Here is a 13513-nt window from a genome sequence, read left to right as displayed (position 1 = left end):
TAGCTAATTATCACATTGGGTGATCTTTTACTATTCCGCTACCCAATGAATTCTCCACCCAAATCCGTAGCTGCAACTGATAAACCCCATTCTCCTCTTTTCTGCTTAAGACAAAAGCATTTGGATAAAAATGTTGCAACTGGCTTTCTAAATTAGCCAAGCCCCTACCCGTACCTGCAATCGGAATTTGTCCTGAATGGCGAATCTTATTAAAAGTCGTAATCTCCAGAATGCCATCCTTATAAGTCAACTTAAGTTCAGCAGCTTCCTCCCTTTGATTCACAACGCCATATTTTAACAGATTTTCCATCAATAGCACTAAACACATCGGCAGGCAAGGTAGGTGCGCTACCTCTTTTTCCATCTGTACCGAAACGAATATGTCACCATAACGAAGCCTATACAGCTTCATCAAACGTTTACACTGATCCAGTTCATCTTTAACTTCTATAAAACCATCCTTAGGCACCAGTAAATAATACTGCATCATATTCTGTATCAGAACGAGCCCCTCCTCGGCCTTTTTCACATCAATGAGCAGTAGGCCATCCAAAAAATGATAGCAGTTATTCATAAAATGCGGGTTCAATTCGGCTTTTAACCAACGTTGCGATAACAGCATAGTCTCATGCCTTAAGCGCCTGTTTTCGACACTTACCGCTTTGCTCTGTACCAAATAATAGTACCCTGTGCTGAATGGCCAATAGGCCATAAAAGGCAACACAAAAGCAGATAAATTATAGGGTATTAATAACCAATCGTTAAAAGAACCGGCAAAAGAAATCCGCAGGTTTCCAAAAAGCATGCTTATTACCACGAGAAACACCACCAAACAAAAAATTTGAGCCACCAATAACCAAATAAAACACCGTACCCTTCCCTTTTCGGCGCTAAACACCTTGGGCAACCAATAGTAACTATTAGCATAAAAGAAAAAGATCTGTATGATAAAAAAGAGTACAGTATTCCATAAATTTTTACTGTAACCCCTGTCGAAACCAAGCAGTTGGGCACTCACTACCATAAAACAGAGCCATACCAATACATGTATCAGCAGCCCTCCGGCCAAGCGTCCGTTTATTTTTTGCAGCAATCTTAAAAAGCGTATCCTTATTTCCAACATTACTTAGTTTGCAGATTATGCAGCCATTCCTTTACCTGTGCGCTGTATCTACGACTGATATTCGCCTTTACGCCATCGGTTAAATAAACCACCGACATCTCCTCTATCTTTATAATGGCGTTGACCGCAACAATATAAGATCGGTGCGTACGCAAAAAACCGCCAAAGCGCTTCAGGAACAATTCCATATTATCCAGCGTATCCCGATGCAAAATAGGTTCTCGGTTTCCCCTACAAAAAAGGTTGACATAATGCCCATAGGCTTTGATACAAATAATATCTGCTATGGCAATAAGCTGTTGCTCTTTATTGCCCTTATTTTTTATCACCAAACAATGGCTCATCAATGCATCAGTCGCTACGCTATTCGGCTCCCGTTCAAGCTCGGCCATCTCTTTTAATACGTCCTTTTTATCCACAGGCTTTAGCAAATAACCATCTGCACGTACACCAAAAGCCTCCAGAGCATATTCTCTGTGACCGGTTAAAAAAACAAAACGTTGGCAATAAGGCGTTAACAAAGGAGCCGCCTCTACACCATTTAAATCGGGCATTTCAATATCGCAGAATATTAAATCAATTTTACCATAAGACCTCAGAAAAGCGAGCGCTGCAGCGATATCCGTAAAAGTCTGTAATACGTTCAATCCATCGATCTGTTGAAGCCGTTTCTCTATCGATTTCAAAACTGGATAATCATCATCAATAAGTATAGTGTTGATCATAATAAGTTTGGTTTGTGAATCAGCAGCAGGAAAAATAACAAAAACTACCGTGCATGTCAAATAACTAGCCATTGGTGACATAATCCTTACCGTTCGCGCCATTTCAAACCTAGAAAATCAGGAGATAATGATCTTTATTCCGATACTAAAAAACAAACATCATGACAAAGCATAATATCTTTAGCGGCCTAAGCCTGTTTGCTTTCGCTGCTTTGTTAAGCCACTCCTTCCAGCAAAAAACGATAACCGTTCATCTTCCAAAAGCCGAGCAGATTGCAATGCCGATGGCGTTGGATGCCGGCCAGTATATCGCTGCCGGTATCTTTGTTCAGGGAATTGTTTTTCCGGATAAGCCGGTGGAGCCTACAAACGATCAATATACTACGGAGCAGATTGCTTTGATTTTATCCTATCAATAAAAAAGCTTCGGAAAAAGTCTCATGAAGCCGATTATATTCCTATTGGGCGTGAGCCTGCATTTCGGTATAATCCTGTGGAATAATTTTCAGCATAGCTATTATGCATACTACAGAACCAGGCAGGAAGCGCCAGATGCGCTTACGGAAATCGTGCAAATCGGCCAGCACGTTTTTCATCATTCCATTTTCCGGCTTTATGCAAAAATAAGTGGAAATGACATGCCTTACGGATTTTTCGCACCGAATATTGGAAGCCAATACATCACCGAGTTTCGCCTTTATGACACCCGAGATAGCATGCGTCTTACACTTAGCAATCCAAAGCTAAAAAATCGCGAAAGCTTAAACCGCTATTCAAGCTTTACGCGCTTATTTGAGTCTTTGCTAAAAGAAGCCCACAGACCTGATAAACATACAAGCTTAGAGCAGGCATACGGTCGCGCCGTCGCAGGTAGTATGGCCCTGTATCTTGGTAAAAGCGATCCGGCCATCAGCAAAGTGGAGGTATCGATCTATCTCTATCAGGAGCATGACAGCCTAGTGCAGGGTACTTACTTTTTGATTTTTCAGCATACGATTAACCTATAGAAGATATGATTTTTTCGTCTTTCAAAAAGCTCCCTTTCCGGCAGCCAGACTTTCTATTTCCTTTACGCATAGGTACCGCTGGTTTAGCCTGTTTAGCTTACTATGCGCTGGGAGATGATTTCAAGCTGCTTTACACGCTTGATGGGCCAGTTGATTATATGCTGCTCGATATCAAAAAAGACACGCTGCTACCCGGCATTCAGACGATTGAAAAAGCCATTGATAGCAAGCACTTTTATCAAGGATTAAGCCTTACTTATTATAGCTTGGCAGGCCTGTTAGCAATCGGCTTTGCCACGCCATTGGTTGCATGCATTTTGTTATTATTACATGCCTGTATATTTACGGCCGTTCCGTCGTTCAGCTATGGTTTTGACTATTTTTGCCAGATCGGTCTCTTTTACTGCCTTCTTTTCCCTACTTACCGTAGCGATAGTGTAGATAAATACCTATGGAAATTAATACCGGCAAGCACCCTTACACTTTACCGCTGCCAGCGCATCTTACAGATACATCTGTCCATCGTTTACTTTTTCAACGGACTCAACAAAGCGTTCGGTAGCAGCTGGTGGAATGGCCGGGCCCTTTGGAAGGCGCTTCACCTTCCCTACTTTAATATTAGCCAATGGGATGTCGGCTTTTTACCTCATTGGCTTTTAAGCGCGGGCGGAATTTTGGTGCTTCTCCTGGAGATTGCCTATCCACTCAATCTTTTGTTTCGCCACTTACAGGGGCCATTTATTGGTGGCATTATCATATTGCACCTGCTGATCAGTATTTTTTTAGGTCTTAGTCTTTTTTCGCTTGCTATGATTTTGCTCAATTACTGCGCCTGGTTCCATCAAACAAGAAAACAAATGAACCCCAATTATCAATCACCCAAGGTTTGCCGGGAGTGAGCCCCCAACAAACCCTATCTAAAAAAGAAAGGAGGAACGCTATGTCTTACATGAGCGGATTTACATAAATAAGGCACCTAACCTAATGTTAGCCCAATTAGTTAACCTTTACAAACAAACGCATGCACAGATTATTCGACTTTTGGGAGCGTTATATGCGTATCCCGGATGATGCCCGTCTGTTTTTGGAAAACCACGGGCAGATTAAGCAATATCGAAAAAGTACCATTTTCAGCTCGCCGGACGAACCAAAATACTACTGGTGTTTTACCTTGGAAGGTTTAGTGGCCGGATTGCATTATGCAAAAGATGGCAAAAAAAGCAGCTTCCGATGGCTTTCTATACCGAACAGCTATTTCACGGGAACGGAGCACGTCTTTACCCGGAGGGCCGGCAGTGTTTATACCACTTTTCTAAAAGATAGCACTGTTTTTCAATTGCGCGCAGATGCCGCCTCCACCGCACAACGGCGTTATACAGCTGTATCGGAATTTTTTCATATTCTCAAGCAGCACCAATTGACCCGTTTGCGCAACCATGTATTGCTGCTGCAAACAACAGATTATTACGAACGCTACCGTATATTGATCGAAGAAATGCCCGATATCGTCCAGCATTGCGATATAGGTATCCAACAAGAGTATGCCCATCTATCGCGCGGCACTTTCTATAGGGTGAAGAAACGCTACCTAAACCAACGGAACATGTAGGTTATTTTTTCCCAAGCTTGAGAGCTTTTTTCCTCTCTGCACCTAATAAATTAGCCTTATACAAAAACAAACAGTTATGAAATCATTTTCCAATCAACACCGACGCAGATTTATGGTATTTCCGGGTAGGCCGGTACTGTCCACGATATTTCGGTCCTTGTTTGCAGCAAACGGACTGGAAAGGTTTGGCTGACCTGAAGATGCCCCGATTTTAAAACAAATATAATATAACATAAAGGTAGCATTTCCCTTAAATGCATGTATGCATATGGCACGTATATTTAACGCGCGACTACTTGTCGTCGCATTCTTCGGAACTATTCTAGCATTGTTATTATATTTAAGTTTAAATGCAAAGGAAAAACCGACAGCGGAAAAGAAAGTTCGTGTAACCGCTTGGTTTTCCTTCAATGGTGGGGATATGGATGATCCAACGAATTATTCTTATGTCGGTTCATCCGCGCCAAATTGCCCGGGCCAAAACAACCTTTGTGCAGTTCAGGCAGACGTCAGTAATCCAAGTGCTCCGGACAATCAAAAACAGCCCGACATCACATCCACTTTACTGGATGAAATCGACGAGGCGATCCAAACCAAACAGGAAACTTCTCATGTATCATTACGTGAGTAGCGATCAATGCCGGGAAAAATTTCCCGGCATAACCTTACCGTACGTTTTGCTCCATTCCGCTTTGCTGGATTACATCGTCCGGTATAAGGAAAACATATCTGCTACTGTTTGGTAACAATATATATTCTTTGCCAAGAACGTTCCGGGTCAATACAGTTGCTAAATTTTCTTCCTTATTTAGCCGCCGCAGATCAATCCACCTAATCCCCCGAAACAACAGCTCTTTTCTTCGCTCATTCAAAACAAAGTTTAATACATTGGTGGCTCCAATCGGCATCACTTTGTTAAAATTATTATTTGAATAGCGAGAACGAAGGAGTTCTGATAACACATTCCATGCTTCTGAGGATTTACCCTTCCGAGCCAAACACTCTGCTTTCGTCAATAGCATTTCAGCAGAAGTGATACCATTAAAAAGTGCGGAGGTGTTTTGTCCATCGTAATTACCCTTGAAGTAGACATGGCCATCCTGTTCACGAAAAAACAAAGTCCTGCGCAAATCATCATCTGCATACATGGTATATAGGGTTGTATCTACTTTGCGATAAGATTGGCTCAATGTACCACCGCCCGAAAACCGTGAATAGAAAATCGTTTCCTCATTAAAGGGAGCGAAAGGAGTTTCCGAATTGATGACCTGATTGTAATCGATCAACGTTGCCTGAAGCATCAAGCTAGAATCAGCAAAGCGCTCTGCCTGCTCAAAATCGGCCATAACAAGATGGAGACGGGCAAGCCCGGCAAATGCAGCGGCTTTGTTTGGACGGGTTGGAAAAAGTGGCTTCTCCTCAGGCAACAAGACAGCGGCCTCCCTCAAATCCATTTCGATTTGCGAATAGGTTTTTTCCATACTCGATCTAACCGAAGGATCATCAATTGCCGCAGTGAACTTAAGCGGTAGCCCCGGTGCTGTAGCAGCGATGTCCTTATCATAAGGTAACATATATAATTGCGCCAACTGAAACAAGGTGTTACCGCGAAAAAACAGCGCACCACCTCTTAACCGATTCCTTGCTGTAATATCTATTGACGGATTCTTTTCCAATGTTTCCAGTACCGTATTGGCATACATAATAGTCCGATAGTTGCTTCCCCATCCCGTTCCAAAAACATCTTTGCCCCATATATACAGTTCCCTGTCATTAATATCGAGCGATTGCCAATCATTATCCGTCAAGTAGTAGTTATCAGCAGCCATTTCGCCCAACGAGCTTTCAGCGGCATTCATAAAATTGACATTATCGAGTAATGCCTGCATATCCTGTTCTGTCTCAGGCAATACCATCGTTTTATCAGGCTTCAGTTCAAGATATTGATTGCAGGCACAAATTGAAAAAGAAGCAACAAGGAGTAATAGCTTGATTTTTATCATAGTCGTTAAGTTTACAAAGAGACGTTAATACCGAACGCAAGACTTTTGGGCGGCCCAAGAGCCGTACCATATTCAGGATCTTCCGCCGATTTGGTAGCTTTCCAAATAATCCCAAGATTATTTGCGTAGATAAAAACCTGAATATTCCGGATATGCCATTTTCGGAGATTGCCAAAGTCTTGCGACAACCTAATATCCCTTAAACGGATATGATCGGCTTTATCAACCAGGATTTCCGATTTGGCGTAGAAATCATCGCGTGCCGAATTGGCGGGATAAGGCAGGCCGGGCACATTCGTGTGCTGCTCATCGCCCGGATGTTGCCACCGTAAACTGTAATCAGCATGCGTCTTTCCGTTGGCAAAGAGCTCACTGTAATTGATCGATTGTCTCCGAAAGTAATAAGACCATCTGAATAAAATATTTGCCGACAAGGTAGTTCCCTTCCAAGAAATGCTAGGTCGGAAAGAACCAAAATAGAGAGGCACCGATGAACCGTTTGTGACAAGATCCTCGAAAGTAGTTTCCCTGCTGATCCTGCGATAATCTGTTGTTAATTCATCACCCACATAGCCTTGCGGATTGCCATCGCTATCCAAACCTCCCCATCGGTAACTGTATAGCATATAGATAGGTTCATTTTTCTTAGGCGAAATAAAGATCCCATTATTAATATAAGAGCTCGCACGGGCACTTTCCGAAAAATACTCGAGTACCTTTGTCCGGTTATAGCTTAATAACAAGTTAGCCGCTACCTTAATTGCACCTATATTTCCGTATCCATTTATTTGGGCATCAAAGCCTTTACCACTTGTTGTTGCACTGTTCCGAACGAAGTTGAGAAAACCAGTGGTTTGGTCTATCGGTGTAGATGCAAAGAGGTCCTTGGTATTTTTCACGTAATACTCAAAACTCCCGTTTAACCTACCTCCCAATAAGGAGTAATCCAAACCGGCATTAAACGTACCGACTTGCTCCCAACGTAAAGATGGGTCAGACGGGTTAACTACATTGGCATAAGGCAAGTTGTTATATGGGTTGGAAGGAGCGTAGCTAATGGTAGTGAGTGCCGACTTAGAATTGTCTACATTTCCACTGTATCCGAAGGTTGTTCGGAGCTTCAGGCCATCTACCCATTTCACGCGCCAGAACGGTTCGTCAGCAATGTTCCAGGCCATTCCGACCGACCATAAAGGCACTCCCTTCTGATTACTCTTTACTCCAAATAAATTCGAAGCATCCCTTCTAGCACTAGCTGAAATTATATACCGTGCCTTGTAGGAATAAGACGCATTTAAGAAAGCCGAAACAAAACGATAGGTGTTATCGCTGAACTGAAAGGGTTCTCCGGGAATTGTACTGAGACCGCCTAAGTTATCATAGATTGGAAATCTCGTTACCTGATCTACACGCGCATAAGTAAGCAAACGATCATTATAGCCATAAATGGTACTTCGCATACTACTTGAATTTGTCTCCCTCAACTCAGCGCCCCCCAAAGCCATCAATTCATGTAAACTGCCAAAGCTCTTTTTGTAATTCAGTTGCATACGAGCATAATGCGCTTGCAAGCCACTTTGCGTATTCTCCAAAATGCCACCCATCGGCACCGGATAACTGATAATTCCATTGTCTACCTGCGTAAAGCGATTGATCAGGTCACGCGTATAGTAGGTATCGAGCCCGCGGAAGTACTCTATCCGGTTTGTGCTCCGCTCCATTTGGTACTTAAGTTCAGCGTTGAAGCCATCATTAAACTGATAATTCACCCCTACATTAAAGAGTAAATCCTGCTCTTTAGTTTCTGACCTACCTTTTTCTAGCAGCGGGAAGTAATTCCAATCGAGCAGCCTATTCATCCCGGCGGTATCTGTATAACCTTTCCGATAATCTTTAGCAATAGTTAAAGGGCTTCCAAAACCATCCGCCAACCTGGCATACGGATATAGATCTTTGCCCGCTGCCCGAATCTGTCCGTAACCCGATGCACTGGTATTGTCGTTGTCGAGTAAAGTCCACTGTAACGATGTTTGGATTTCCAACCCTTTCATCGGCTTGATCGAATTTACCAAACGCAATGTTCTTCTTGTATCGGTTAAGCCATACCGGTTCCCGATATTACGGTCGTAACCGGCTGAAAACATATAGGCATAGCTTGCGCTGCCGCCACTCACATTCAGTGCATACTGTTGATTTACCTGATTTCTATAAACATATTTCAAAAAATCCTCCCTTACATCCTTTGACCGCAAATCGTCAATTAAACCCTTTGCTTCTTCCTCCGTGTAAATTCCATCACGCTTCGCAATCAGATATTCGATTACAGGTGTGAACGCTGGCCTCGAGAGGCTCTGTTCACTGTTGTTATAGTACCCATTTTCAAACAGCATCTGTTCAACATCGATGTAATCCGAAGATGACATAAGCGGCAATCGACGAAGATCGGGTTTGTTCTGAATGGTCACATTTGAATTGAAGTTTACCTGCAAAGGCTGATCAGCGGAAGATTTCTTGGTTGTGATTACAATAACGCCATTACCTGCGCGAGCTCCCCAGATGGAACTCGCGGCAGCATCCTTTAACACGGTAATAGACGCAACATCATTGGGGTTAATATTGCTTATATTACCTTCATAAGGAAAGTTATCCAAAATTATTAACGGATCTAAAGAAGAAAACAAGGTGCTTACACCGCGAATCCGTATGGCGGGATTGCCACCGGACTGATTCACATTATAATTTCGGTTATCAAATGCCAAGCCATTGCTTACTCCTTCAAGCCTGTCAAGCACATTTGTGCTGACAGATCGGTTAAGGAGATCATTGTTTAATTTTTCAAAAGAGCCGGTAGCCCTTTCCTTCGGTACTTGTTGATAACCGGTGGATACGGTTACTTCCTCCAAAGTTCCTGTGATAGGATCAAGTTTGACAAAATTAGGTTGATTTGCATAAAGACTTAATCGTTTAGTCTCATAGCCCAGATAGGAAATTTCGACCCAAACTTCCGAACTATCACTCATAAAAGAAAAGGAAGCATCGCTGTTTTTCGTCTCGGCGACAGCTTTTCCGTTCACTTTTATGGTTGCTCCGATTAGAGGCCCACTTTCTGTAGCTGACACGACATTACCTTCGATAAGTGTCTGTGCATTCGCAACGGCACTAAAAAACAAGAGTAAAGCGCATAGGTTAGTTGTTGAGATGAATTTCATTTGGTTTAGGTGTATGATTAGATTTTTTCCACAATCAGAAAGCTTAGTTTCCTTTTAGTTGGTTTTAAGCGTAGCCCAATGGGTGCCAATACATTATTAAAATCTTCCAAACTTTTAACGTCGCTAACACTGATCTTAGGGAAGAGTGCATCGTCCTCTAATTCCGTTGCATCCAGTATGGGTATTGTGCTTTGTCGATTTAATAGGTTGAGCAATCGCTTTTGCGTCATGAAAGCTCCTTTTTCAATATTTGTTTTGTTGAAAGGTTTTGATCTTTGCAATAGATAACAATTCTCTCGGCGCTCCTCTATCCTCACAGCAATTCCCTTAAAGGTGTGCAAATCTTCAAACAGGCGCTCTTTCAATTCATTCGCTCCCATGCCTTGAATCAGGGCACCTTCATAGCTTACTGCATACTCCCTACGCCATTCGTCAATAGTTAAACCCCAACTTTCATCATAAAAGACAGATTTCTTATCTACACCGATGAAAAGCATGCGATTGGGCAATAACCAATCCAGCGAAAGCGCATTCTTACAGAGTGTATAAAACGAATGGTTGATAAACGTTATCCTTCGGGTTTTATTGATCGTGTCCGTTACAATATTGGAAACAGCATTCATTTGAGGTACATATCCCGTGAGCGCAGTGTAATAAACAGCATTGCCTAATCTTTTACCATAGGCGTTGTTAAGCTGCAGGAAAGCTTGCTGATACAGAAAATCATTCTTTACATCTCCTTCTATGGAATCGCCTCTTAATACTTTTTTTATATTCGCCAGATTCGTAAAATCTGCATCGGAAATAACACGGAGTGTATTATCTTTTATCCACACCTGATGCGGAACAATTTGATGTGGAAAATATCGCTTCAACACCGTGTCTCCGTATACCGACGGCAATTCAATATGTTGCCGTTGAAGAAGATTGGAAACTTTAGCCTCTGATTCATAACCCGTAGGTATGACAATTACGTCTTGTCCAAGCATAGTTTTTAAACTATCAAGTTTCTTTAGAGATTTAACACAAGGAACACACCACGTAGCCCAAAAATCCAGTATAATCAGCTTACCTCTATAATCATTGAGTGTTATAGTAGTGCTTCCCGCCCGCCCTGCTTTTACCGTTTGCAGAGGCATGTGCCATAACGCTTCGGGAATGGTGTCTCCAATTTGTAGCGGTTTAATGGAATCTGCGGATAAAGCCACGCCGTAGGCAGCCTCCGGGGAGGAGGACTGCCGGGCGTGTGCCAAACAAACACAGAACAAGATCTTTAAGGTTATAAGGTATATGGCATAGGGCTTAAGGGCGCGCAGGGCATTCCCCCTCGTCATTTCGACCTTGCGGAGAGATCTCCGAGCGAAGGCCATCAAACGCCCTACTCTACTACTACAATTATTATTACTTTTTAACTTCCAGAAAGGGCATAGTAATCCCCTTACGTATAAATCGTTCATTTTTTTTGAATAGGTTAAGATTTTAATTCATTAGTCCGTATGTCATTTCGAGTGAAACGGAGTCTAAACCTGTCTAAATGGGATTTTTAGGCTTACGCGCAAAAAGGATATCAATAGATGACTTCTTTCCTATTAATGAAAAAACGGCATTCTTCTTTAGAACATACTCATGGATTCGATTGAAATTGGTTTGGTTGTTCATATTTGTCCATTAGATTTAGTAATTTATACCTAACAGCAAACAGAGGGAGTAAATCAGATACGGGCCTCTGCTCGCTATTCCTCCCAGGCATGTTTGGACATAGCGAGTGAGCACCCGCATCAAATTTATGCATATTCCAACATAAATCAAACGATACGGGGCTACACTCTCTTCTCGCGTCACTCTTATTTGCCTGGGAGGAACGAGAATTTCAGTAACCATGATCTTAAAATAGATCTAAAAAATCACGTCATTCGATCAATTATGATTCTTAATTCTTATCAATTCAACAAATATCAACATTTATGTTGAATATAACAAACAATTTTGTAGAAAAATACAACATGTATTGTAGAAAATTTCATCTTAACTTACACTATACTAAATAAAATATACAATAAGGTGCATAGAGGTGAGTTTTTAGATGTAATTGTTCGAAGAAATAATGTTAATAAAACGAAGCTGGCGGAGAAAGCGGGCTACGACAGGACTACCTATTACTACCATATAAAACAACCCGATTTAGACTTTGCTATATTAAACGCCTATGGCAAACACATTCCTTACGATTTCAGCATTAATTTTCCCGAGATGCTAAGTGAGTTCCCTTTAGGTAACGCTCCGATTAATACTTTCGAAGGGATGAAAAAGGATAGAGACTTTTGGAAAGAAGAATACACAAAACAATACCAAGAGAACAAAACCCTTAAAGAGGAACTTGAAAAACTAAGAAAAACTGATAAATAGGTTGTTTCAGTCTCGGATCATCAATGCTTTTGGCAATAGGCTTCTTTTTAGGCATTTTAGTTTATTTTTCTAACGAATTACAGATTACCATATAAATCAATCATACTGAGCAACACCAGCTCCATGTTCTCACGGAAGATCTTGTCATACTGATTCGCTTGCTGTTTACTTTGGCTCATTTCGATTCAGGCTCAGGTTATAGCAAATATATAAAATCTAATTTTTTTAGCAAAAAGATGATCGGTTTTTTATCTTTGGGGATATTTCAACTAAGATTAACAAATCAGCCTAATGAAAGAATTTGTCCAAGAAATCAAACAGTTATTAAACCAAGCGAGGGAAAAAGCCTATAAAGCAACCAACACAGCAATGGTCGAAGCCTATTGGTCAGTAGGCAAACGGATTATTGAAGAAGAGCAGCATGGAGCTGAAAGAGCCCAGTATGGTGCAGAAATAATCAAAACACTTTCTATTGAGCTCTCTACTGTATTTGGCCGAGGCTTCTCTGAAACCAATATCCGTAATTTTAGACTGTTTTATCTCACCTTTCCAGCTATCTATCAAATTCAGCAGACACTGTCTGCTAAATTGACATGGTCTCATTTTCAATTACTTATGAGAGTAAACGACAAAAATGCTCGCAATTATTATCTTAAAGAAGCAGCAGAACAGAATTGGGGTGTAAGGCAATTGGAACGTAACATCAACACGCTATATTATCAACGTCTTATATCTTCCCAACATCAGCGGCCAATAAAAGATGAAATGCTGGAAAACACGAAAGAATTTCAGCATGACAACCACGACTTTATTCGGAACCCAACTGTATTGGAATTTCTGAATATCCCTACAAATTATGGGTACACAGAAAAACAGCTTGAGCAGTCACTGATCAATAATCTACAACATTTCTTATTGGAACTGGGCAAGGGCTTCGCTTTCGTAGCGCGCCAAAAGCATATCCGTACAGAAACTTCCGATTTCTTTATTGATCTGGTTTTCTACAATTATATCTTGAAATGTTTCGTTATCATAGAGCTGAAAACAGATAAGATCACCCATCAGGATATTGGCCAATTGGATATGTATGTCCGTATGTTTGACGATCTGGAAAGAAAAGAAGGTGATAATCCGACTATCGGCATCCTACTCTGTATCGAAACTGACCGAACTATAGCAAAATATTCAGTACTGAATGAAAGCAAACAATTGTTTGCTAGCAAATATTTACCCTACCTTCCCACCGAGGAGGAACTCGTGGCGGAAATTGAACGAGAAAAACAGTTATTGAGAGAGCAAGGTGTAACGTATGGGACAATACTGCGCAATAAAACTGACTAGCGCGTATATCTCAAATGTGATAATGAAACCAGATGAAGTATTTAATACTAAGAACGTAGCAAGGAAAAGCTGTTTTTCCTGATTGATGTC

The 13513-nt window shown here is 41.5% G+C and carries 12 protein-coding genes; 7 read left to right on the top strand and 5 right to left on the bottom strand.

What is annotated here, in order from left to right; genetic code table 11:
- Window positions 1–10 precede the first annotated feature (10 nt).
- Window positions 11–1123, bottom strand: coding sequence for a histidine kinase (locus RYH73_RS06360; protein ID WP_335312562.1), 1113 nt, complete (start codon window positions 1121–1123; stop codon window positions 11–13).
- Window positions 1123–1848, bottom strand: coding sequence for a LytR/AlgR family response regulator transcription factor (locus RYH73_RS06355; protein WP_335312561.1), 726 nt, complete (start codon window positions 1846–1848; stop codon window positions 1123–1125). The genes RYH73_RS06360 and RYH73_RS06355 overlap by 1 nt, the downstream gene beginning before the upstream one ends.
- Before the next feature lie 161 nt (window positions 1849–2009).
- Between RYH73_RS06355 and RYH73_RS06350 the strand changes: the two genes are divergently transcribed.
- From RYH73_RS06350 to RYH73_RS06330, 5 genes are all read left to right on the top strand, one after another.
- On the top strand, window positions 2010–2267 hold the full coding sequence (locus RYH73_RS06350; protein WP_335312560.1) for a hypothetical protein: 258 nt from the start codon (window positions 2010–2012) through the stop codon (window positions 2265–2267).
- 21 nt (window positions 2268–2288) lie between these two features.
- Window positions 2289–2855: a hypothetical protein gene (locus RYH73_RS06345; protein ID WP_335312559.1), complete on the top strand. Its 567-nt coding sequence runs from the start codon at window positions 2289–2291 to the stop codon at window positions 2853–2855.
- A gap of 5 nt (window positions 2856–2860) precedes the next feature.
- Window positions 2861–3754: a hypothetical protein gene (locus RYH73_RS06340; protein WP_335312558.1), complete on the top strand. Its 894-nt coding sequence runs from the start codon at window positions 2861–2863 to the stop codon at window positions 3752–3754.
- Between the two features lie 122 nt (window positions 3755–3876).
- Window positions 3877–4464, top strand: coding sequence for a hypothetical protein (locus tag RYH73_RS06335; protein WP_335312557.1), 588 nt, complete (start codon window positions 3877–3879; stop codon window positions 4462–4464).
- Between the two features lie 268 nt (window positions 4465–4732).
- A complete protein-coding gene (locus tag RYH73_RS06330; protein ID WP_335312556.1) occupies window positions 4733–5095 on the top strand; it encodes a hypothetical protein in 363 nt (120 codons plus the stop codon).
- Window positions 5096–5129: 34 nt separating this feature from the next.
- Here RYH73_RS06330 and RYH73_RS06325 read toward each other — a convergent pair whose 3' ends face one another.
- From RYH73_RS06325 to RYH73_RS06315, 3 genes are read right to left on the bottom strand one after another with little or no spacing between them, the layout of a single operon-like run.
- Window positions 5130–6467, bottom strand: a complete 1338-nt coding sequence (locus RYH73_RS06325) for a RagB/SusD family nutrient uptake outer membrane protein (RefSeq protein WP_335312555.1) — start codon at window positions 6465–6467, stop codon at window positions 5130–5132.
- Window positions 6468–6478: 11 nt separating this feature from the next.
- Window positions 6479–9676 carry a SusC/RagA family TonB-linked outer membrane protein gene (locus tag RYH73_RS06320; RefSeq protein WP_335312554.1) on the bottom strand — a complete coding sequence of 1066 codons (3198 nt, stop codon included), beginning with the start codon at window positions 9674–9676 and terminating at the stop codon, window positions 6479–6481.
- Between the two features lie 17 nt (window positions 9677–9693).
- Complete coding sequence (locus RYH73_RS06315) at window positions 9694–11133, bottom strand: TlpA family protein disulfide reductase (RefSeq protein ID WP_335312553.1); 1440 nt, start codon at window positions 11131–11133, stop codon at window positions 9694–9696.
- A gap of 604 nt (window positions 11134–11737) precedes the next feature.
- Between RYH73_RS06315 and RYH73_RS06310 the strand changes: the two genes are divergently transcribed.
- Together RYH73_RS06310 and RYH73_RS06305 are read left to right on the top strand one after the other, a co-directional pair.
- Entirely contained in the window at window positions 11738–12082 is a 345-nt protein-coding gene (locus RYH73_RS06310) for a hypothetical protein (protein WP_335312552.1), read from the top strand.
- A 291-nt stretch (window positions 12083–12373) separates the two neighbouring features.
- Window positions 12374–13423 (top strand): PDDEXK nuclease domain-containing protein, encoded by a 1050-nt coding sequence (locus tag RYH73_RS06305; protein WP_335312551.1) that lies wholly within the window; start codon window positions 12374–12376, stop codon window positions 13421–13423.
- Window positions 13424–13513: the final 90 nt, after the last annotated feature.

The sequence above is a fragment of the Olivibacter sp. CPCC 100613 genome (assembly GCF_036959255.1).
Classification (GTDB): Bacteria; Bacteroidota; Bacteroidia; order Sphingobacteriales; family Sphingobacteriaceae; genus Olivibacter.
This window is presented reverse-complemented; position numbering and strand designations above follow the sequence as displayed.

Coding starts and splice junctions, on each gene's coding strand:
- RYH73_RS06360 (WP_335312562.1), bottom strand. CDS start 1,123: ATGTTGGAAATAAGGATACGCTTTTTAAGATTGCTGCAAAAAATAAAC.
- RYH73_RS06355 (WP_335312561.1), bottom strand. CDS start 1,848: ATGATCAACACTATACTTATTGATGATGATTATCCAGTTTTGAAATCG.
- RYH73_RS06350 (WP_335312560.1), top strand. CDS start 2,010: ATGACAAAGCATAATATCTTTAGCGGCCTAAGCCTGTTTGCTTTCGCT.
- RYH73_RS06345 (WP_335312559.1), top strand. CDS start 2,289: ATGAAGCCGATTATATTCCTATTGGGCGTGAGCCTGCATTTCGGTATA.
- RYH73_RS06340 (WP_335312558.1), top strand. CDS start 2,861: ATGATTTTTTCGTCTTTCAAAAAGCTCCCTTTCCGGCAGCCAGACTTT.
- RYH73_RS06335 (WP_335312557.1), top strand. CDS start 3,877: ATGCACAGATTATTCGACTTTTGGGAGCGTTATATGCGTATCCCGGAT.
- RYH73_RS06330 (WP_335312556.1), top strand. CDS start 4,733: ATGGCACGTATATTTAACGCGCGACTACTTGTCGTCGCATTCTTCGGA.
- RYH73_RS06325 (WP_335312555.1), bottom strand. CDS start 6,467: ATGATAAAAATCAAGCTATTACTCCTTGTTGCTTCTTTTTCAATTTGT.
- RYH73_RS06320 (WP_335312554.1), bottom strand. CDS start 9,676: ATGAAATTCATCTCAACAACTAACCTATGCGCTTTACTCTTGTTTTTT.
- RYH73_RS06315 (WP_335312553.1), bottom strand. CDS start 11,133: ATGAACGATTTATACGTAAGGGGATTACTATGCCCTTTCTGGAAGTTA.
- RYH73_RS06305 (WP_335312551.1), top strand. CDS start 12,374: ATGAAAGAATTTGTCCAAGAAATCAAACAGTTATTAAACCAAGCGAGG.